Annotated in this window: 22 protein-coding genes and 1 pseudogene; 19 read left to right on the forward strand and 4 right to left on the reverse strand. The window is 72.2% G+C overall.

Features of this window, described 5'->3' with window-relative positions:
- The first annotated feature begins 78 nt into the window (after nucleotides 1–78).
- From AB0A65_RS11165 to AB0A65_RS11215, 11 genes are all read left to right on the forward strand, one after another.
- Nucleotides 79–1,344, forward strand: a complete 1,266-nt coding sequence (locus AB0A65_RS11165; protein ID WP_359949893.1) for an FAD-dependent oxidoreductase — start codon at nucleotides 79–81, stop codon at nucleotides 1,342–1,344.
- Complete coding sequence (locus AB0A65_RS11170; protein WP_359949896.1) at nucleotides 1,338–2,087, forward strand: DUF1365 domain-containing protein; 750 nt, start codon at nucleotides 1,338–1,340, stop codon at nucleotides 2,085–2,087. The genes AB0A65_RS11165 and AB0A65_RS11170 overlap by 7 nt, the downstream gene beginning before the upstream one ends.
- The gene (locus AB0A65_RS11175; RefSeq protein ID WP_359949899.1) at nucleotides 2,071–3,303 is read left to right on the forward strand and encodes a cyclopropane-fatty-acyl-phospholipid synthase family protein; all 1,233 of its coding nucleotides are present in this window, start codon (nucleotides 2,071–2,073) and stop codon (nucleotides 3,301–3,303) included. Before AB0A65_RS11170 ends, AB0A65_RS11175 begins: the two co-directional genes overlap by 17 nt.
- A gap of 2 nt (nucleotides 3,304–3,305) precedes the next feature.
- A complete protein-coding gene (locus AB0A65_RS11180; protein ID WP_359949902.1) occupies nucleotides 3,306–4,583 on the forward strand; it encodes a cyclopropane-fatty-acyl-phospholipid synthase family protein in 1,278 nt (425 codons plus the stop codon).
- A complete protein-coding gene (locus AB0A65_RS11185; RefSeq protein ID WP_359949905.1) occupies nucleotides 4,580–5,374 on the forward strand; it encodes a DUF1295 domain-containing protein in 795 nt (264 codons plus the stop codon). The genes AB0A65_RS11180 and AB0A65_RS11185 overlap by 4 nt, the downstream gene beginning before the upstream one ends.
- A 42-nt stretch (nucleotides 5,375–5,416) precedes the next feature.
- Complete coding sequence (locus tag AB0A65_RS11190; RefSeq protein WP_359949908.1) at nucleotides 5,417–5,707, forward strand: hypothetical protein; 291 nt, start codon at nucleotides 5,417–5,419, stop codon at nucleotides 5,705–5,707.
- A complete protein-coding gene (locus AB0A65_RS11195; RefSeq protein ID WP_359949911.1) occupies nucleotides 5,707–6,525 on the forward strand; it encodes a redoxin domain-containing protein in 819 nt (272 codons plus the stop codon). The genes AB0A65_RS11190 and AB0A65_RS11195 overlap by 1 nt, the downstream gene beginning before the upstream one ends.
- A 185-nt stretch (nucleotides 6,526–6,710) precedes the next feature.
- Nucleotides 6,711–7,049 (forward strand): gamma-glutamylcyclotransferase family protein, encoded by a 339-nt coding sequence (locus AB0A65_RS11200; protein WP_359949914.1) that lies wholly within the window; start codon nucleotides 6,711–6,713, stop codon nucleotides 7,047–7,049.
- Between the two features lie 204 nt (nucleotides 7,050–7,253).
- Entirely contained in the window at nucleotides 7,254–7,658 is a 405-nt protein-coding gene (locus AB0A65_RS11205; RefSeq protein ID WP_359949917.1) for a hypothetical protein, read from the forward strand.
- A 78-nt stretch (nucleotides 7,659–7,736) separates the two neighbouring features.
- Nucleotides 7,737–8,135: a hypothetical protein gene (locus AB0A65_RS11210; RefSeq protein ID WP_359949920.1), complete on the forward strand. Its 399-nt coding sequence runs from the start codon at nucleotides 7,737–7,739 to the stop codon at nucleotides 8,133–8,135.
- A gap of 62 nt (nucleotides 8,136–8,197) precedes the next feature.
- Nucleotides 8,198–8,344, forward strand: coding sequence for a hypothetical protein (locus AB0A65_RS11215; RefSeq protein ID WP_359949923.1), 147 nt, complete (start codon nucleotides 8,198–8,200; stop codon nucleotides 8,342–8,344).
- Nucleotides 8,345–8,436: 92 nt separating this feature from the next.
- Here AB0A65_RS11215 and AB0A65_RS11220 read toward each other — a convergent pair whose 3' ends face one another.
- The 4 genes and pseudogenes from AB0A65_RS11220 to AB0A65_RS11235 form a co-directional block, all read right to left on the reverse strand.
- Nucleotides 8,437–9,033, reverse strand: coding sequence for an SRPBCC domain-containing protein (locus AB0A65_RS11220; protein WP_359949926.1), 597 nt, complete (start codon nucleotides 9,031–9,033; stop codon nucleotides 8,437–8,439).
- Nucleotide 9,034: 1 nt separating this feature from the next.
- On the reverse strand, nucleotides 9,035–9,463 hold the full coding sequence (locus AB0A65_RS11225) for a VOC family protein (protein ID WP_359950078.1): 429 nt from the start codon (nucleotides 9,461–9,463) through the stop codon (nucleotides 9,035–9,037).
- A gap of 147 nt (nucleotides 9,464–9,610) precedes the next feature.
- Nucleotides 9,611–9,790, reverse strand: a pseudogene (locus AB0A65_RS11230) (helix-turn-helix domain-containing protein); the annotation flags it as partial.
- Between the two features lie 33 nt (nucleotides 9,791–9,823).
- Nucleotides 9,824–11,272, reverse strand: a complete 1,449-nt coding sequence (locus tag AB0A65_RS11235; protein ID WP_359949928.1) for a DHA2 family efflux MFS transporter permease subunit — start codon at nucleotides 11,270–11,272, stop codon at nucleotides 9,824–9,826.
- A 53-nt stretch (nucleotides 11,273–11,325) separates the two neighbouring features.
- Here AB0A65_RS11235 and AB0A65_RS11240 point away from each other — a divergent pair, with 53 nt between their 5' ends.
- The 8 genes from AB0A65_RS11240 (at nucleotide 11,326) to AB0A65_RS11275 (ending at nucleotide 17,610) form a co-directional block, all read left to right on the forward strand.
- The gene (locus AB0A65_RS11240; protein WP_359949931.1) at nucleotides 11,326–11,958 is read left to right on the forward strand and encodes a TetR family transcriptional regulator; all 633 of its coding nucleotides are present in this window, start codon (nucleotides 11,326–11,328) and stop codon (nucleotides 11,956–11,958) included.
- Between the two features lie 113 nt (nucleotides 11,959–12,071).
- The gene (locus tag AB0A65_RS11245) at nucleotides 12,072–12,602 is read left to right on the forward strand and encodes a TetR family transcriptional regulator (protein ID WP_359949934.1); all 531 of its coding nucleotides are present in this window, start codon (nucleotides 12,072–12,074) and stop codon (nucleotides 12,600–12,602) included.
- Complete coding sequence (locus AB0A65_RS11250) at nucleotides 12,599–12,955, forward strand: SMR family transporter (protein ID WP_359949937.1); 357 nt, start codon at nucleotides 12,599–12,601, stop codon at nucleotides 12,953–12,955. Before AB0A65_RS11245 ends, AB0A65_RS11250 begins: the two co-directional genes overlap by 4 nt.
- Nucleotides 12,955–13,272, forward strand: a complete 318-nt coding sequence (locus AB0A65_RS11255; RefSeq protein ID WP_359949940.1) for an SMR family transporter — start codon at nucleotides 12,955–12,957, stop codon at nucleotides 13,270–13,272. The genes AB0A65_RS11250 and AB0A65_RS11255 overlap by 1 nt, the downstream gene beginning before the upstream one ends.
- Nucleotides 13,273–13,321: 49 nt before the next feature.
- Nucleotides 13,322–14,101: a class I SAM-dependent methyltransferase gene (locus AB0A65_RS11260; protein WP_359949943.1), complete on the forward strand. Its 780-nt coding sequence runs from the start codon at nucleotides 13,322–13,324 to the stop codon at nucleotides 14,099–14,101.
- A 16-nt stretch (nucleotides 14,102–14,117) separates the two neighbouring features.
- On the forward strand, nucleotides 14,118–14,873 hold the full coding sequence (locus AB0A65_RS11265) for an ABC transporter permease (RefSeq protein WP_359949946.1): 756 nt from the start codon (nucleotides 14,118–14,120) through the stop codon (nucleotides 14,871–14,873).
- 69 nt (nucleotides 14,874–14,942) lie between these two features.
- Nucleotides 14,943–16,517 carry a carboxylesterase family protein gene (locus tag AB0A65_RS11270; RefSeq protein WP_359949948.1) on the forward strand — a complete coding sequence of 525 codons (1,575 nt, stop codon included), beginning with the start codon at nucleotides 14,943–14,945 and terminating at the stop codon, nucleotides 16,515–16,517.
- 193 nt (nucleotides 16,518–16,710) lie between these two features.
- On the forward strand, nucleotides 16,711–17,610 hold the full coding sequence (locus tag AB0A65_RS11275; protein WP_359949951.1) for a hypothetical protein: 900 nt from the start codon (nucleotides 16,711–16,713) through the stop codon (nucleotides 17,608–17,610).
- Nucleotides 17,611–17,614: the final 4 nt, after the last annotated feature.

The following is a 17,614-nucleotide window of genomic DNA, read 5'->3' on the forward strand; positions in this document are numbered from 1 at the left end:
GCGAATCCTCCACCACGCGACCCATCCGCGACCGGCCCGGCTCCGAATCGGGAGTGAAGCGAGACGAAGGAGGGGCCCGTGAGCACTCGATCCCGGACGATCGCCGTGATCGGCTCCGGCGTCGCCGGACTGACCGCGGCGCACCTGCTCCAGCGGCGCGCCGACGTCACCCTCTACGAGGCGGGCGATCGGCTCGGCGGGCACGCCCACACCCACGACGTGCGCGCCGGGGACCGCTCCGTCGCGGTCGACTCCGGGTTCATCGTCCACAACCGGCGCACCTACCCGCTGCTGTGTCGCCTGTTCGACGAACTCGGCGTCACCACCCGGCCCACCGAGATGAGCATGTCGGTGCAATGCCTCGAATGCGGTCTCGAATACTGCGGCGCCCGCGGGGCCTCCGGCCTGTTCGCGCGCCCCGCCAACGCCGCCGACCCGCGCTTCTGGGCGCTCCTGGCGCAGGTCCCGCGGTTCCACGCCCGGGCCCGCCGCCTCCTCGCCCGCCATGACGGGACCGAGCCGACGCTGGGCGAGTTCCTCGCCGAAGGCCGCTTCGGCGCGCACTTCACCAGCCACTTCGTGATCCCGCTGGTCTCGGCGGTCTGGTCCTGCGGGCCGCACCAGGTCGCGGACTACCCGGCCCGGTACCTGTTCGCGTTCTTGGACAACCACGGGCTCCTGTCCGTCACCGGGTCCCCGACCTGGCGGACCGTCCAGGGCGGATCGCGCACCTACGTCGAGCGGATCGCCAAGCGGCTCCACACCGTCCGCACCGACGCGCCCGTCGCCGCCGTGCAGCGCCGCACCGACGGCGTGACCGTGACCCTCGGCTCGGGCGAGCAGAGCGAGCACGATGCCGTCGTCATCGCCGCCCACCCCGACCAGGCCCTGCGACTCCTCGCCGACCCCACCACCGCCGAGACCGAACTCCTCGGCGCGATCACATACTCCCGCAACAGCACCGTCCTGCACACCGATCCCGCGCCCCTGCCCAGGCGCGAGCGCGCCCGCGGCTCCTGGAACTACCTACTGCCCTCATGCCGCCCCGGCCCAGGCGCCGTCGAGGTCTCCTACGACCTGCGCCGCCTCCAGGGCCTGGACACCGCGACCGACATGGTCGCCACCCTCGGCGACGCCTCGCGCATCGACCCCGACCGCGTCATCGCGACGATGGTGTACGAGCACCCGGTGTACACCCCCGCCGCGCTCGCCGCGCAGCGGCGCCTCCCCGAGCTCAACACCGGGCGGACCGCGTTCGCGGGCGCCTACCACGGCTGGGGCTTCCACGAGGACGGGTGCCGGGCCGGAGCCGCGGCCGCCGCGAGCCTGGGGGCGACATGGTGACCGGCTGGGCCCGCGGCGCGTCCCTCTACGAGGCGACGGTGCGGCACACCCGGCTGCGCCCCGTCGCCCACCGCCTGCGCCACCGCACCTTCTACTGGGTCCTCGACCTCGACGACCCGCCCCGCCCGCCCTGGTGGCTGCGCCCCTTCGCGGGCTTCCCCGCCCGCGACCACATCGGCGCCCCCGGCCAGCGCGAGAGCCTCGACGAGTTCACCGCCGCAGGAGGCGTGGACACCACCGACTGCTCCGTCACGATGCTCGCCCACGCGCGCGCCTTCGGCCACGTGTTCAACCCCCTCACCGTCTACTGGTGCCGCCACCCCGAGGACGGCCTGCGGTGCATCGTCGCCGAAGTCCACAACACCTACGGCGAACGCCACCGGTACCTGCTGCGACCCGACGAACGCGGCCGCGACGAAGTCGCCAAGACGTTCTACGTCTCCCCGTTCCTGCCCGTCGCGGGCGAGTACCGCATGGCCCTGCCCGAACCGGGGGAGCGCCTGCGCCTCTCGGTCGCCCTCGACATCGACGACGAGCCGATCCTCGTCGCCACCGTCGCCGGGCACCGCAGAAGCGCCGGCACCGGCGCGCTCCTGGCCGCGACCGCGCGCCACCCGTTCAGCACCTTCGCCGTCACCGCGAACATCCGCCGCCACGGCATCCGCCTGTGGCTCAAGGGACTGCCGGTGCTCCGCCGGGCGCCCCGCACGGAACGAGAGGCACACCGTGAACACACCCGTTGACACCCGCACCGACCCCAGCCGCTGGCCCGACGTGGCCGCCCTCCCGCACGCGCCCGTGCGCGCCCGGATCGCCTCGGAACTGGTGCGCCACATCGCCGCCCGCATCCCCCTCCGCGTCGAGACCGCCGCCGGCGCCGTCGGCGACCCCGCGCTGCCGGTCCTGCGCCTCCACCGCCCGCAGGCGTTCTTCCACCGCATCGGCACCGGCGGCCTCATCGGCTTCGGCGAGGCGTACCAGGCCGGGGACTGGAGCTCCGACGACCTGCCGCGCCTGCTCACCGCGCTCGCAGCCAACATCGACTACCTCGTGCCCCGCCCGCTCCAGATCCTCCGGCGCCCCTTCACCGCCCCCGCCCCCGAGCGCCAGGACAACACCCGAGCCAACGCCGAACGCAACATCGCCGACCACTACGACCTCTCCGACGAACTGTTCGCCCTATTCCTCGACGAGACCATGACCTACTCCTCGGCCCTGTTCGGCGGCGCCGAGAGCACCTGGGACGACCTCGCCGAAGGCCAGCGCCGCAAGATCGACCGGCTCCTGGACCGGACCGGGGTCGGCCCCGGCACCCGCGTCCTGGAGATCGGCACCGGCTGGGGCGAACTCGCCGTCCGCGCCGCCGAACGCGGCGCCACCGTCCACACCGTCACGCTCTCGGCCAACCAGCTACAGCATGCGAAGGCACGCGCCTCCGAGCGCGGTGTCGCCGACCGCGTCCATGCCGAACTGCGCGACTACCGCGACCTCGACGCGGCCCGCCGATACGACGCCGTGGTCAGCGTCGAGATGATCGAGGCCGTCGGCGAACGCTACTGGCCCGAGTACTTCGCCACCCTCCGGCGCGCCCTCGAACCCGGCGGCCGGGCGGGGATCCAGGCGATCACCATGCGACACGACCGGATGACGGCGACCCGGCGCGGCTACACCTGGATCCACAAGTACATCTTCCCCGGCGGGATCATCCCCTCCCTGCCCGTGATCGAGCAGCACGCCGCCGCCGCGGGCCTGAAGATCGGCGACCGGCTCGCTTTCGGCGGCGACTACACCCGGACGCTGCGGCTGTGGCGCGAGCGGTTCACCTCCCGCGCCGACCGCCTCGCCGCCCTGGGATTCGACGAGACGTTCCGGCGCACCTGGGAGTTCTACCTCGCCTACTCCGAGGCCGGGTTCGCCACCGGATACCTCGACGTCCGCCAACTCATCCTGGAGGTCTGACCATGACGCTCGCTCAAGACCTGTTCGACCTCGCCGCCAAGGCCACCGGCACCGTGCCCCCGGTCCGGCTCCGCGCCTGGGACGGCAGCGAAGCGGGCCCGCAGGACGGCGGCCCCGTCCTGTGCGTCAACACCCCCGACGCCCTGCGGCGCCTGCTGTGGAGCCCCGGTGAGCTCGGCCTCGCCCAGGCGTACCTCCTCGGCGAGATCGACGTCGAAGGCGACCTCGCCGACGGGCTCCGCCGCGTCCGCCGCGTCGCCGCCGCCACCCGCCCCGCCACCGGCCTGGCCGCCGCCGCGGCGGCGCTCCCGTTCGCACTGCGCCACAAGCTCATCGGCCCTCGCCCTGCCACAGTGGGCGTCGAGCACGCCGTCTCCGGCCGCATGCACTCCAAGCGCCGCGACCGCGAGGTCATCGGCTTCCACTACGACCTCTCGAACGACTTCTACGAGCTGCTCCTGGACCCGGCCGTGGTCTACTCCTGCGGATACTGGACCTCGACGTCCCCCGACTACGCGCTCGAAGACGCCCAGCGCGACAAGCTCGACCTCATCTGCCGCAAACTCGGCCTCGGCGCGGGCACCCGCCTCCTCGACGTCGGATGCGGCTGGGGCGCACTGGCGATGCACGCCGCCGAGCACTACGGCGCCGACGTCCTCGCCGTGACCCTCTCGGCCGAGCAGCACCGCTTCGCCCTCGACCGCGCCACCGCGCGCGGCCTGCTCGACCGCGTCGAGTTCCGGCACTGCGACTACCGCGACATCGACGACGGCGGCTTCGACGCGGTCTCGACCGTCGAGATGGGCGAGCATGTGGGCCGCGACGGCTACGCGCCCTTCGTGTCCCGGCTCCGCAGCCTCCTGGGGCCGGGAGGACGGCTCCTGGTCCAACAGATGTCCCGCGGCTCCACGGCCCCCGGGGGCGGCCCCTTCATCGAGACCTACATCGCCCCCGACATGCACATGCGGCCCCTGGGCGAGACCGTCGCCCTCATCGAGGACGCCGGATTCGAGGTCCGCGACGTGGAGGCCATGCGCGAGCACTACACGCGCACCATCCGCGCCTGGCACGACACCCTCGAAGCCCGCTGGGACGCCGCCGTCGACCTCGTCGGCCTGCCCACCGCCCGAGTATGGCGCCTCTACCTGGTCGGTGCCGCCCTGGCGTTCGAGGACCGCCGCATGGGCGTCGACCAGATCCTCAGCGTCGTCCCCGACGGCTTCGGCACCTCGGGCATGCCGCGCACCCGCCGTGCGCTCCTTGAGGACGCGCCGTCGTGACCGACTGGAGCGCCCTCGCCGACAACCTCGCGGCGACGGCCGCGATCTCCCTCGCCGCGTTCCTCATCGCGTTCGCGATCGGTGCGGCCCGCGACCGGCACCGCGTCGTCGACGTCGCTTGGGGAGCCGTCTTCGCCGCGATCGCCATCGCAGGCTTGACGATGTCCGCCGGACACGGCGATCCCGTGCGGCGCTGGCTCGTCACCGCGATGACGGTGGTGTGGGGGCTGCGTCTGGCCGTGCATCTCCTGGTGCGCAACTGGGGCGAGCCCGAGGACCGCCGCTACCAGGCCATGCTCGGTGCGGCGAAAGGGTCGCGCAACCTGTACGCGCTGCGCACGGTCTACCTGCTGCAAGCCGCGGTCGCGTGGTTCATCTCGCTCCCGGTGCAGCTCGCGCAGTACGATCCCGCGCCGCCCGACGCGCTCTTCCTTATAGGCGTCGCGCTGTGGGCGATCGGCCTTGTGTTCGAGTCCGTCGGCGACGCCCAGCTCCGCGCGTTCCGCCGCGACCGGGCCAACCGGGGCCTCGTCCTCGACAAGGGACTGTGGCGCTACACCCGCCATCCGAACTACTTCGGCGACGCCTGCGTCTGGTGGGGCCTGTACCTCACCGCCTGCGGCACCTGGCCCGGCGCGGCCACTCTGCTCTCCCCGGTCTTGATGACCTACTTCCTCGTCGCCAAGACCGGCAAGCCGCTCATGGAGTCCCACCTGTCCGCCACCCGCCCCGCCTACGCCGCCTACACCCGCCGCACCAGCGCCTTCTGGCCCCGCCCACCACGCAACTGAATTCGCTCGACCACCATTCGACGGATCGACGGCCTTCTGCCGGTGATCTTCTTCGCCGGGGGCACCGGCAACCGCGACACCGAGGCCCCCGCCGAAGCCGATCCGGGCGGCGGGGGCGAAGCGTCCGGATCGGGCGCGGTCGGGGTCCGCACCAGGCCCCGGAGGGCACGCAAGCACCGTGACCTGCGCCCGCTGATCATCATCGCGGGCCTGATCACCTCGTTCAGCGTGTTCACCCTCGCCGGGTCGGCGCTGCTGTCGGCGCTGGGCCTGCCGCAGGACTTCCTGCGCTGGGCCGGGGTCGTCATCCTCGCCGCGGTCGGAAGGTCGTGATGCTCGACTTCTGGGCCTACTCGTGCATCAACTGCCAAAGGGACGAGCCGTACCTCTCGGCCTGGTACGACGCCTACCGAGACGCGGGCCTGGAGGTCATCGGCGTCCACTCCCCGGAGTTCGCGTTCGAGAAGGACGCCGCCAACGTCGCCGACGCGATCGAGCGCGAAGGGATCGCCTACCCGGTCGTCCAGGACAACGACCTGGCGACCTGGAGCGCCTACCGCAACCGCTACTGGCCCGCGAAGTACCTCATCGACGAGTCGGGGACGGTGCGGGCGATCAAGTTCGGCGAGGGCTCCTACGAGCAGACCGAGACCCTCCTGCGCGAACTGCTGCACGAGCGGGACCCCGAGGCGGACCTGCCCGACCCGGTCACCGACATCGCCGCCGACGACGGCGAGCAGCTCGTGGCCGACCCCGACGACCGGTCGCCGGAGATGTACCTGTCGCGGTTCCGCCAGGACGGCTACGACGGCCCGGCCGCGCTCGCCCGCTCGGTCACCGAGTACACCCTCGCCCAGGACCAGCGCCTCGACACGTACAGCATCGGCGGCGCTTGGGAGGTCGACGACGAGTCGATCACCACTACTGAGGACGCCCAGTCCCGGGTGCATTTCCACGCCGCGAACGTCTACCACGTCCTCGAAGGCGAGGGCACCGTCACCGTCAGCCGCGAGGGCGAGCCGGACACCGTGATCGAGGTGTCGAGCACACCGAACCTGTACCCGCTCATCCAAGGCGACGAGGCGGTCGAGGAGACCATCACCATCTCCTACAGCCCCGATATCACCGCCTACACCTTCACCTTCGGCTAACCACCCGCTGGCCACCGCGGTCCTCGCAGGCAGCAACCCCGAATCCGAAGCAGCAGCCCACCGAGACGGTCTGGACCGGTGCGCCCACAACCACCACACCCGGCACGACGCAACACCGCGCCCGCAGCGAAAATCAGGGCCCGACCGCATCCGCCCGACCGCATCCGCCCGATCGAGGAGCCGCATTGACCGACCACCTGGTGTTCTCCTACGGCACCCTGCAACTGCCCGCCGTCCAGGTCGCCCGCTTCGGCCGCGAACTCGCCGGAACCCCCGACGCCCTTCCCGGCTACCGCCTCGACACCGTCGAGATCACCGACCCCGCCGTCATCGCCGACTCCGGCGCCACCCACCACCCCATCGCCGTCCGCACCGGCGACCCCGCCGACCGCATCGACGGCACCGCCCTCGCCCTCACCGACACCGACCTCACAGCCGCCGACGACTACGAAGTCGACGACTACACCCGCGTCCAGACCACCCTCGTCTCCGGCCGCACCGCCTGGATCTACGTCGAAGCCTGAGCAGAGACGAGCCCCGGCACTCGGACCGCCTCAGCCCCAACACCATCGACACGCAGACCAAGACCACCAACGCCGAAGGAACATGACCCGACACGGCCTAGCCCGGAGGGCCGACGAGGGGCACGTGCCGAATCCGTGCGGATTCCGTGCACCCGTGACCGAGAGTCGTCTGCGAATCATCCGAATCTCCAGAACGGATCTCGCATGACCAGCAGGTATCAGCGGCTCGCACTCGGATTCGCCGCGGTCGCCGCCATCATCGGTTTCTCGCTCTTCGCGTCCTCCACGCCCGCCACCGCCGACGAGGAGTTCGCCGCGGCGGACACGTGCGTGCGCGGCGAGTTCTGCGTGTACGACGCCGACGGCGACCTCGTGTACAGCAACCCGGGCAACGTCTCCGGCACCCTCGGCCCGTTCCCGGGCGGGGGCTCGGTCCGAAACAACGGCGTGGCGGACCCGGGCGCCGACCATCTGAAGTACACCGTCACCCGCAGCGACGGATCGAGCTACGGGCAGTGCCTGCACTTCCCCGGCGACGACACCCCCACGACCGGGGCGATCCCGAACAACGGCCGGGTCGGGAACTTCCGCTGGGTCAACGCCTGCTAGACCTCCGGCCGCCCCGCCACGACGAGGGGCGCGGGGCGGCCGGACCCCTTTCCACGACTTCCGCAGAACGGACCACGAATGAGCACCTTGCGACTGCAGGCGGCACTCGGCGCCGCCGCTACCGCCGCCTTCATCGGCATCTCTCTGATCACCGCCTCAGCTCCCGCCTCGGCCGACGGCCTCGCCGTCCAGGACACCTGTGACCGGGGTGAGGCCTGCGTCTACGAGGGCGGCGCCCTGATTTGGAGCAGCGACAGCGACGCGCCCTTCCCGACACGGCCCTTCACCGCGTCCGGATCGGTCCGCAACAACGGCGTGGCGGACCCGGGCGCCGACCATCTCAGCTACAACGTCATCCGCAGCGACGGCTCGAACTACAGCCAGTGCCTGAACTTCCCCGGAGGCGGCACCCCCACGACCGGGGCGGTGCCGGCCGGTGCCCGTTTGGCCGGCCTCCGCTGGGTCGGCTCCTGCTGATCACCCCTGTCCCCCGGCCGGGGAGTCCGGTCGGGTCCGATTCCCGTGAACGGAGTACCACCATGTTTTCCAAGACCCGCAAGGCGATCGCCGCCGTGTTCCTGGGGCTGATCATCGCCGTGGTCGGCGTCTCGGCGGCCTCGGCTGCCGGGGCCGACGACCCGGTCGATCCCGACCGCCTCTGCAAGGACGAGCACTGCGAGGACTAGGCCGTTCTCGTTTGCGTGGGGGACCCCGGAGGCGCCGCCGAACCGGCGCCTCCGGGTGAGGAAAGGGGCTCGTTCACGCGGGATGCTCCGATCTAGCGGGACTCGGCGTACTCGGCTTCGGCCTTGACCCATTCGGCGGCGCGGAGCTTGGCGAGCCGGACCTCCTCGGCCTCGTCGAACTCGTACCACTCCATGCTCGGCCGGTCCGGAAGGACGCCGCGCAGGTACTCGCCGAGGAAGTGCAGCGGGCCTTCCCAGCCGATCGCCGGACTGAACTTGTCGCCGGACAGGTCGGTGTGGAAGACGTCGGCGATGGAGGCGTGCTCCAGCTCCAGCCAGGTCGCGTCGTCCCCGTCGGCGGTCAGCCGGACCTCGACCTGGTCGGCCTCGGTGCGGTCCGGCGGGATCCACTCCAGCCGGAGCAGGTTCGGGGCGTCGCAGGCGAGGATCCTGCCACTGGCCTGGCCCTCGAACGCGTACTCGCCGCCCTCGCGGAAGTCGCCGCCGACGGGCAGGAAGAAGCGGTCGATGCGATCGGGCGTCGTGACGGCGGCCCACACGTCCTGGACGGGTGCGTCCAGGCGGCGGCGGAGCACGACGGCGTGGGCGGTCCCGTCGCCGATCTCGCGGGTCGTGACGCGGCGCTCCACCAGCGGGATGCTCGCGTCCTGGGCTGCGATGTCGGACATGTCAGTTCTCCTTCTTCTCTGTGTCGGACTCGCCGGCCGGTCGGCCGACATGGTGGTGCATCTGGATCAGGTTGCCGCAGGTGTCGTCGAACACCGCGGTGGTGGTCTCGCCCATGGCGGCGGGGGGCTGGGTGAAGTGGACGCCGAGGTCGCGGAGCCGCCGGTACTCGGCGTCGACGTCGTCGACGGCGAAGGAGGTGAACGGCGTGCCCTCGGCGGTCAGGGCGTCCCGGAACTGCCGCACGGCGGCATGGCTGGTCGGTTCGAGGACGAGCTCGACGCCGTCGGGGTCCAGGGGGGAGACGACGGTGACCCATCGGTCCTCGCCGACCGGGACGTCGTGCTTGGTGACGAAGCCCAGCACCTCGGTGTAGAACCGCAGTCCGTGCTCCTGGTCGTCGACGAAGAGGCTGACCCAGGTGATCTTCATGCCTGTCCGCGCCGTCCCGGCGGCAGGGGCGGCGACCCGGGCGGGCGCCGTCGCGGTGCGGTCGGCGAGCCAGCGCTCCACGACCGGTGTCAGGGGCGCGGTGTCGAGGAAGAGCAGCTTGTACCGGCCCTTGCGCTCGGAGCGCACGAGTCCTGCCGCCTCCAGCACGTCGAGGTGCTGCGAGACGGCCTGCCGCGATGAGGTCGACCCGTGGTTGGTCGCGAGCCGCGCGCAGAGCTCGAACAGCGACTGCCCGTCGCGTTGGCGCAGCTCATCGACGATCGCACGCCGTGTCGGGTCGGAGAGCGCCTTGAAGACATCCGTCATGGCGGCAATGATAGGCAAGTGAATGCTTGCATGTCAAGCGCAAGTCGTTACTTGCATGAGGGGCTTCCGCGGGATCGTGAGCAGGGTGATCACGAGTCCGAGGATCATGGTCGCGGCGGCGATCGCGAATCCGGTCGTCCACCCGCCGGTCTGCGCCTGGAGTGCGGCCGCACCGCCGACCGCCGCCTCGGGGCCGCTCACCGCCGTGCTCACCGCCGTGAGCAGCGCGAGGCCGACCGCGCCGCCCACTTGCAGCGAGGTGCTGAAGACCGCGGCGGCGACGCCGCTGTCCTCGGCGGGCGCGCCGCCGACGGCGCTGGCCGTCAAGGCGACCAGCGCGATGCCGAGGCCCAGGCCGAGCACGAGCAGTGCTGGAAGCACGACGACGGCGTACCCCTGATCCGGGTCGATCTGCGTCAGCAGCCCCATTCCGGCGGCTATGAGGACCGTGGACGCGAGGAGGAGCGTGCGCGCGCCCGTGCGGCCGATCCAGCGGGCCGTGAAGTGGGAGGACACCGCGACGGCGAGGGCCAGTGGCAGGAACGCCAGCCCGATGGCGAGCGGGCCGTACCGCAGGACCTCGCTGAGGAAGAGGGTGACGAAGAAGTAGGCCGCGTTGATCGCGACGCAGACGGTCGCGCCGACCAGGTTCGCGCCGAGGAAGGCCCGTTGCCGCAGCAGGCGCGCCGGAACCAGCGGCTCGGGCCGGGTCCACTGCGAATGGGCGAAGCCGGCGAGCAGCGCGGCGCCGACGACCAGGGCGGTGACCGCCGGTGCGCTGGACCAGCCGGATTCGGCGACGGTGACCACGCCGTAGAGCGCCGTGGCGAGCCCGGACGTGGCCAGGATCGCGCCGGTGAGGTCGAGACGGACCGTGATCGTTTCCCGGTGCTCGGGGAGCACTCGCCGGCCGACGAGGATGATGACCGCGGCCAGCGGGAGGTTGACCCAGAAGATCCACTGCCAGGACAGGAACTGCGTCAGCACCCCGCCCAGGACCAGGCCCAGTGCGGTGCCCGCGGCCGAGGCGGCGCCCCAGAACCCGAACGCGCGGTCGCGTTCCCTGCCCGCCGGGAACAGGGTCACCACCAGCGCGAGCGCAGCGGGTGACAGTGCGGCGGACGCGATCCCCTGGAGGACGCGGCCGGTGATGAGGGCCGGGCCCGCCTGCGCCAGGCCCGCGACGGCCGATCCGATCGCGAAGACGGCCATCCCGACCAGGAACACCCGCCGCCGCCCGAGTCGATCGGCGAGGCGGCCGCCCAGCAGCAGCAGGCCGCCGAAGGCGAGCAGGTAACCGGTGACGACCCATTGCAGGCTCGCGGCGGTGAGGCCGAGTTCGGCGCGCATCGCGGGCAGGGCCACGTTGACGATCGTCGCGTCGATGTTGAGCAGCAACTGCGCCGACACGAGCACCGCAAGCGCGACGTTGGCGCGCGGCCGCGTCCTCGGGGGAGTGGTGGAAGGTTCGAGAGAATTCACTCAACGAACGTAGACCGAAATCGAGCTTCGGTCAATGCCTGTAGAGTGAACCGATGACCGAGGCACATGAAGCAGCGACAGGGGCTCAGCCGACCCGGGCGGAGCGTCGCCGTCGAAGCGAGGCGGCGATCCTGAAGGCGGCGACGACGGTGTTTGCCGAGACCGGCTACGACCGGACGACGATCCGCGCCGTCGCGCAGCGGGCAGGGGTGGACCCGGCCCTCGTGATGCAGCACTTCGCGAGCAAAGAGCGGCTGTTCGCGGCCGCGACCGAGCAGACCGTGCCGACCGATTCGCTGCTCGATGCCGACATCGACGGGCTGTCCGAGGCGGCGCTGGACCACGCCTTCGCCCCGTTCGAGGACCCGGAGCTGCGGGCGCAGGCGGAGGCGCTGCTGCGGAGCAGTCTCACCCACCCCGCCGCGCTCAAGGTCCTGCGCGACGACGTGATGGTCCCGGTCCAGACCCGGTTGGCGGCGAACCTCGGCGACCAGGACGCCGCTCTCAAAGCGGCGCTGCTGAACGCCTCGATGCTCGGCGTCGTGACCGCCCGCTACCTGCTCGACATCCCCGCTCTCGCCGAAGCCGACATCGGCGACCTCCGGCGACTGCTGCTCCCGGCCCTGGACGCACTGCTGGAGACGTCTGATCGCGACGATCCCGCCCGTCCCGGCGGGGAGTCCTGACCGCGGTCGAGCGCTACCGCGATGCTCTGGCGGCCGGCCGCTCTCGAATGAGGAAGCGGTGAGCGTCACGTCTGCTTGTGATTACCTACCTTCCGGAAGGTAAAGTAAATTGCATGAGTGCGAGACTGCAGATCCTCGACGGCGCGATAGCGATGCTCCGGGCGGGCGAGTCCCTGTCCCTGGAGTCGGCCGCGAAGCACGCCGGGCTGACCAAGCCGGGCCTGATGTACCACTTCCCGACCAAGGAGGCGTTGATGCTCGCCCTGGTCGACCGCGTGGTCGACGACTGGGAGCGCGAGGTCGCCGCGCAGCTCGACGGCCCGGCCGAGTCGGCCGCGCCCGCGGACAGGATCGGTGCGTACCTGGAATGGGCGCTCAAGGGCGAGGCCGACCTGAGCGATCTCGTGATGTTCGCCGACCCGCGCCTGTGCGAGCGGCTCACCGCGCGCTGGGTCGAGCGGATGCGGCCCTGGCTCGCGGTCCCCGACCGCCTTCCGGCTCCCGAACGGGCCCGGCTCGCGGCAGTGCGGCTCATCGCCGACGGACTGTGGTTCGCCGACGCGATGGACAATCTCCCCCCCGATGCGCATGAGCGCGAGGCGCTTCGCGACCTCGCCCGGTCCCTGATGGAGGGTGGCTCATGAGCGCGCGACCCTGGTTGCTGCTGGCCGGCGCGATCGTCAGCGAGGTGACCGCCTCGCTCTCGCTGAAGGCCGCGATCGAGCGGCCGCTGCTGTACGTGGTCGTGGCCGTCGGTTTCGTCGCGGCGTTCACGTTCCTCGGCGCGGTCTTGAAGGCGGGCATGCCGCTCGGCGTCGCGTACGGAGTGTGGGGCGCGATGGGCGTGGTCCTCACCGCGGTGTTCGGCGCGATCCTCTACGGCGAGCCGCTCACCGCGACCATGGGCGCCGGCATCGCCCTCATCATCGCCGGAGTCGTGACGATCGAACTCGGCGCCGAGCGGGCCGCGGCCCGCCGAGCGGAAGGGACCGCGTGATGGCTTGGGCGTTCCTGGTGGCGGCGATCCTCACCGAGGTCGCGGCGAGCCTGTCGTTGAAGGCGGCGGCCGACGGCCGCAAGCGGTGGTACGCCGTGGTCGTGGCCGGATACGGCCTCGCGTTCACCGGCCTGACGCTCGCGCTCGACGCGGGCCTCGGCATCGGTGTGGCGTACGGGATCTGGGTGGCCTCCGGTGTCGCGCTGACCGCCATGGCGAGCCGGATCCTGTTCAAGGAACCCCTCACGAAGCTCATGGGCCTGGGCATCGCGCTCGTGGGCGCCGGAGTGCTCCTGGTCGAACTGGGCGCGCACTAGGCGGCCGTGAGGTCTGGCCGAGACCGGACGGCATCGATACGGTGGCGGCATGGAGCAGGATGAGGGGCCGAAGCACGCATTGTCGTTCGGAGCGGTGGCCGGCGCGTACGCCCGCCACCGCCCGGACTACGCGCCGACCGCGGTGCGCTGGGCGCTCGCGCCCGCTCCCGGACCCCGCGTGCTCGACCTCGGCGCCGGCACCGGCAAGCTGACCGCCGTCCTGCACGACCTGGAAGTCGAGGTCGTTGCGGTCGAACCGGACCCGGTGATGCTCGCCGAGCTGCGCGGCTCGCTCCCCGGCGTTCGGGCGCTTCGGGGGAGTGCGGAGTCGATCCCGCTGCCGGACGCCTCGGTCGACGCGGTGCTGTCCGGGAACGCCATGCACTGGTTCGACATGGCCGCCGCCGGGCCGGAGATCGCCAGGGTCCTGGCCCCGAACGGCGTGCTGGCGGGCTTGTGGAACGTGGTGGACGACGAGGTCGCATGGGTCGCCGGACTCGCGGCGGTCGCCGGTCCCGCGGTGATCGGCCCGCGGGACACGCCCGCCGGCTGGCGGATCGCGACGGCCGACCTGCTCCGGCCGGTGCCGGACCGGGCAGACCTGTTCGCCCCGCCGGAGCGGGCCGAGTTCGCGCACGGGCAGCGCCGCACCGCCGAATCGCTCACCGCGACGCTCGCGACTCGGGCCGGCGTGCTCGTCATGCCCGAACGCGAGCGCGCCGCCGTGCTGGGGCGCATCCGCTCCCACCTCGCGGGCGGGCCGGAGACCGCCAGCGGCGAGTTCACGCTCCCGATGCGCACCGCAGTGCTGCGCGCCCGGCGGCGCTGACGGGAGGCGGTGCGCGGTGAGCGAGGCGGCGGTGCGGTTCGGTCCGGCGCTGGTGGGGGTGCTGGCGGTCCTGGTCGTGACGGCGGCGGTGGTCGTGCGGTGGGGCGGTCTGGGCCGGGGCCGGGAGGTGGTGGTCGCGGCGGTGCGGGCACTCGTCCAGCTGGCCGCGGTGTCACTGGTGATCACGCTGGTGCTGCGCTCGTTCGCGTTGACGGGCCTGTTCATCCTGGTGATGTTCACGATCGCGGCGCTCACCGCGGCCCGCCGCGCCGGGACGATGCGCCTGGCGCCGTGGACGGCGGTCGCGATCGGCGCCGGCGCGGCGCCGGTGCTGGCCCTGGTGTGGGGGTCGGGTGCGGTCCCGGTCGCGCCGCTGGCGTGGATCCCGGTGGCGGGCATCGTCATCGGCGGTTCGATGGTGGCCACCTCGCAGGCGGTGCGACGGGCGCAGGACGAGCTGGTCGCCCGCGCGGGGGAGTACGAGGCGGCGCTCTCGCTCGGCCTGGGAGACCGGGCCGCGGCGCTGGAGATCTGCCGGCCCTCGGCCGGACACGCGCTCATCCCGGCCCTGGACCAGACCCGGACGGTGGGCCTGGTGACGCTCCCGGGCTCCTATGTGGGCCTGCTGCTGGGCGGGGCGAGCCCAGTTGAGGCCGGCCTGGCGCAGCTCCTGGTCCTCATCGCCCTCCTTGCCGCCGAAGCGGTCGCGATCGCGGTGGCGGTCGAACTGGTCGCAGCGGGACGCCTCGGCGCCTCCGGCCCGATTACGTGATCGAGCGTAGAAGGAGATACGCACCTCGGTCGATGTCCTCGGGTGGCTCGGGCCCGAAACATGGCATCCATGACACATTCGAGAGCAAGACGTACGGCGATCATCGCGGCCCTCGCCGCGCTCGCCACCGCGGTGACCGGGCTTGTCGCAGCCGGTCCCGCCACCGCTGAGGACGGGACGCTCGTCCAGACCGGGACCGGGTGGCTGCGCGGTGCCGCCACCGAGACCACCCGCACCTTCCAGGGCATCCCGTACGCGCAGCCGCCGATCGGTGACCTGCGCTGGCGGGCGACGGAACCGGTCGAACCGTGGCCGGAGGTCCGCGACGCCACCCTGCCGGGCTCGCCGTGCCCCCAACCGGGTTGGGAGGAGGGCCAGACCGTCGGCGGGAGCGAGGACTGCCTGTTCCTCAACGTCGACACCCCGCTGGAGGCCGGAGCGCCGATGCCGGTGATGGTGTTCCTGCACGGCGGCCTCATCGGCGGCCAGGGCGCACCCTACGACCCGACGCGCATCGTCGACCAGGGCGAGGTCGTCGTCGTCACCGTCAACTACCGGCTGGGCGCCTTGGGATTCCTCTCCCACCCGGCGATCGACGACCCGTACGCCGGGAACTTCGCGCTGGGCGACCAGCAGGAGGCGCTGCGATGGGTCGGCGAGAACATCGCCGCGTTCGGCGGCGACCCCGGGAACATCACGCTGTGGGGCGAGTCCGCCGGCGGGTTCACCACCTGCGCCCAGCTCGCGTCCCCGGCCGCGGAGGGCCTGTTCCACAAGGCCATCGTGCAGTCGGCGACCTGCTCGAACGACGTCCTCGACGTCGCCGAGGCCAATGCGCGCGGCGAGGCCATGGCAGAGCAGGCCGGCTGCACGGAGGTCGCGACCGCGGCCGACTGCCTCCGCGACGCCCCTCTGGAATCGTTCGTCACCTACCGCGCCGAAGAGGTCGGGCAGCTGCGGCGCCACATCAACGAACTGCCGTGGTTCCCGGTGGCGGGCACCGAGGTCCTGCCCCGGCAGCCCCTTGACGCGCTGCGCCGAGGCGCCGCGGCCGATATCCCGCTCCTGCACGGCGCGACCAAGGACGAGGCGCGCTTCGCCGTCAACAACACCTACGACGGCGCCGGCCGCCCCGTGACGGCCGACGAATACCCGGACATCCTCCGGGACCTCTTCGGACGTCGCGACGCGGCCCGCATCATCGACCGGTACCCGCTGGAGGACTACCCGAGCCCGAGCCTGGCGCTGGCGACCCTGGCCACCGACTACGGCGGGATGATCGGCACCTGCTCGCAGCTGCCGGCGCTCGAAGCGGCCGACCGGCACGGAACCGTCCACACCTACGAGTTCGCCGAGCCGGTCCCCTCGGAGCCCGGTGGGTTCCCCGAGGGCGCGACGCACGGCGCGGACATCCCCCTGTTCTTCGACTCCCGCTGGCCCGGGTCCACCCCGCAGCCGCCGACCGGCGGGCGGGCGGAGCTGGCCGAGGCCCTCATCGGAGCGTGGACGGACTTCGCCGCCACCGGCGACCCCGGCTGGCGTCCCTACCGCGACGGCCGGGGCGTTACCTTCTCGGTCGACCACACCGGCCCGGTGAACATCGCCGTCGGCCACCACTGCGGATTCTGGCTGCCGCGCCTCTGAGACGAGCCGCACGATCGGAGCCCGGAAGACGGGCGACCGTCAGAGTGACGACCGCTCATCTTCCGGGCTGCCACGTGATCGCGGGCAGCGTCTCCACCGCACCGTGCCGGTGTTCCGCCGGTGCACCGCCTCGCCAACCCGCGTCCGTCCCTGAAGGATGAACCCGTCGGTTCTTCACGAAGGGCTCCAGGCCATGGGACACACCTTGCAGCGTTGCGCGATGGGCGCGGTCGCCGCCGCGCTGGCCGCGACCGCCGCGTGCGCGAACGGCCCGGGCGACCGCGAACCCACGGCGGTCGAGGCGTCCATCATCGAGCAGATGGGCCGGCCTCCCGCCGCGGACCCCGACCCGGCCGAGACCGAGGCGGCCAGGAGTGAATTCGTGGCCGCCTGCATGGCCGAGGACGACCTGGAGTACCTCGGCCCGCCCGAGACCCCGTCGCTCGTCGAATGGCTCGGGCTGACCCCGGACGAGTTCGCGGCCGAGTACGGGTTCGGGCACTCCACGACCATCGACCTCCGCCCGGCCTACGAGATCGCCACGGCCGACGCGGCGGAGGCGTTCCGCGCCCGGATGGAGGCGCTGCCCGAGGCCGACCGCGACCGCTACCGGACCCGCGAACTCGCCTGCCTCCAGGAGTCCTACGCGGAGTTCGGCCTCCCGGAGAACGGGACCGTGCACCTCCCCGACGACTCCCCGATCGACGACTACACCGCGCAGGCGCACGAGGCGACCGCAGACGACCCCCGCCTCGCCGAGGCGGCCCGCGCCTGGTCGGACTGCATGGCCGGCAAGGGATTCGACTTCGACGGTCGCGACGAGATGGGCCTGCCGCTCCAGGAGGCCGCGGTGCCGTTCGCGGACGCCTTCGCCGCCCAGGGCCAGGCGCTCGTCGACGCCGGCCGCGACTGGAAGGACCTCCGCGCCGCGGACGTGCTCGACGCCGAACAGCTCGCCGCGCTCGCCGAGCTCCAGGAGCGCGAGCTCGCGGTCGCGGACGCCGACCGCCGATGCGCCGCCGAAGGGCACGACCTCGACGCGGTCTACGTCGAGGTCTACAACGAGCACCTGGCCGAACTCACCGCGTCCTGAGGCG

Source organism: Glycomyces sp. NPDC047010 (assembly GCF_040644205.1).
In the GTDB taxonomy this organism is placed as follows: domain Bacteria; phylum Actinomycetota; class Actinomycetes; order Mycobacteriales; family Micromonosporaceae; genus Glycomyces.

Coding starts and splice junctions, on each gene's coding strand:
- AB0A65_RS11270 (WP_359949948.1), top strand. CDS start 14,943: ATGACACATTCGAGAGCAAGACGTACGGCGATCATCGCGGCCCTCGCC.
- AB0A65_RS11180 (WP_359949902.1), top strand. CDS start 3,306: ATGACGCTCGCTCAAGACCTGTTCGACCTCGCCGCCAAGGCCACCGGC.
- AB0A65_RS11245 (WP_359949934.1), top strand. CDS start 12,072: ATGAGTGCGAGACTGCAGATCCTCGACGGCGCGATAGCGATGCTCCGG.
- AB0A65_RS11210 (WP_359949920.1), top strand. CDS start 7,737: ATGAGCACCTTGCGACTGCAGGCGGCACTCGGCGCCGCCGCTACCGCC.
- AB0A65_RS11225 (WP_359950078.1), bottom strand. CDS start 9,463: ATGAAGATCACCTGGGTCAGCCTCTTCGTCGACGACCAGGAGCACGGA.
- AB0A65_RS11220 (WP_359949926.1), bottom strand. CDS start 9,033: ATGTCCGACATCGCAGCCCAGGACGCGAGCATCCCGCTGGTGGAGCGC.
- AB0A65_RS11240 (WP_359949931.1), top strand. CDS start 11,326: ATGACCGAGGCACATGAAGCAGCGACAGGGGCTCAGCCGACCCGGGCG.
- AB0A65_RS11275 (WP_359949951.1), top strand. CDS start 16,711: ATGGGACACACCTTGCAGCGTTGCGCGATGGGCGCGGTCGCCGCCGCG.
- AB0A65_RS11250 (WP_359949937.1), top strand. CDS start 12,599: ATGAGCGCGCGACCCTGGTTGCTGCTGGCCGGCGCGATCGTCAGCGAG.
- AB0A65_RS11195 (WP_359949911.1), top strand. CDS start 5,707: ATGCTCGACTTCTGGGCCTACTCGTGCATCAACTGCCAAAGGGACGAG.
- AB0A65_RS11260 (WP_359949943.1), top strand. CDS start 13,322: ATGGAGCAGGATGAGGGGCCGAAGCACGCATTGTCGTTCGGAGCGGTG.
- AB0A65_RS11215 (WP_359949923.1), top strand. CDS start 8,198: ATGTTTTCCAAGACCCGCAAGGCGATCGCCGCCGTGTTCCTGGGGCTG.
- AB0A65_RS11170 (WP_359949896.1), top strand. CDS start 1,338: ATGGTGACCGGCTGGGCCCGCGGCGCGTCCCTCTACGAGGCGACGGTG.
- AB0A65_RS11255 (WP_359949940.1), top strand. CDS start 12,955: ATGGCTTGGGCGTTCCTGGTGGCGGCGATCCTCACCGAGGTCGCGGCG.
- AB0A65_RS11205 (WP_359949917.1), top strand. CDS start 7,254: ATGACCAGCAGGTATCAGCGGCTCGCACTCGGATTCGCCGCGGTCGCC.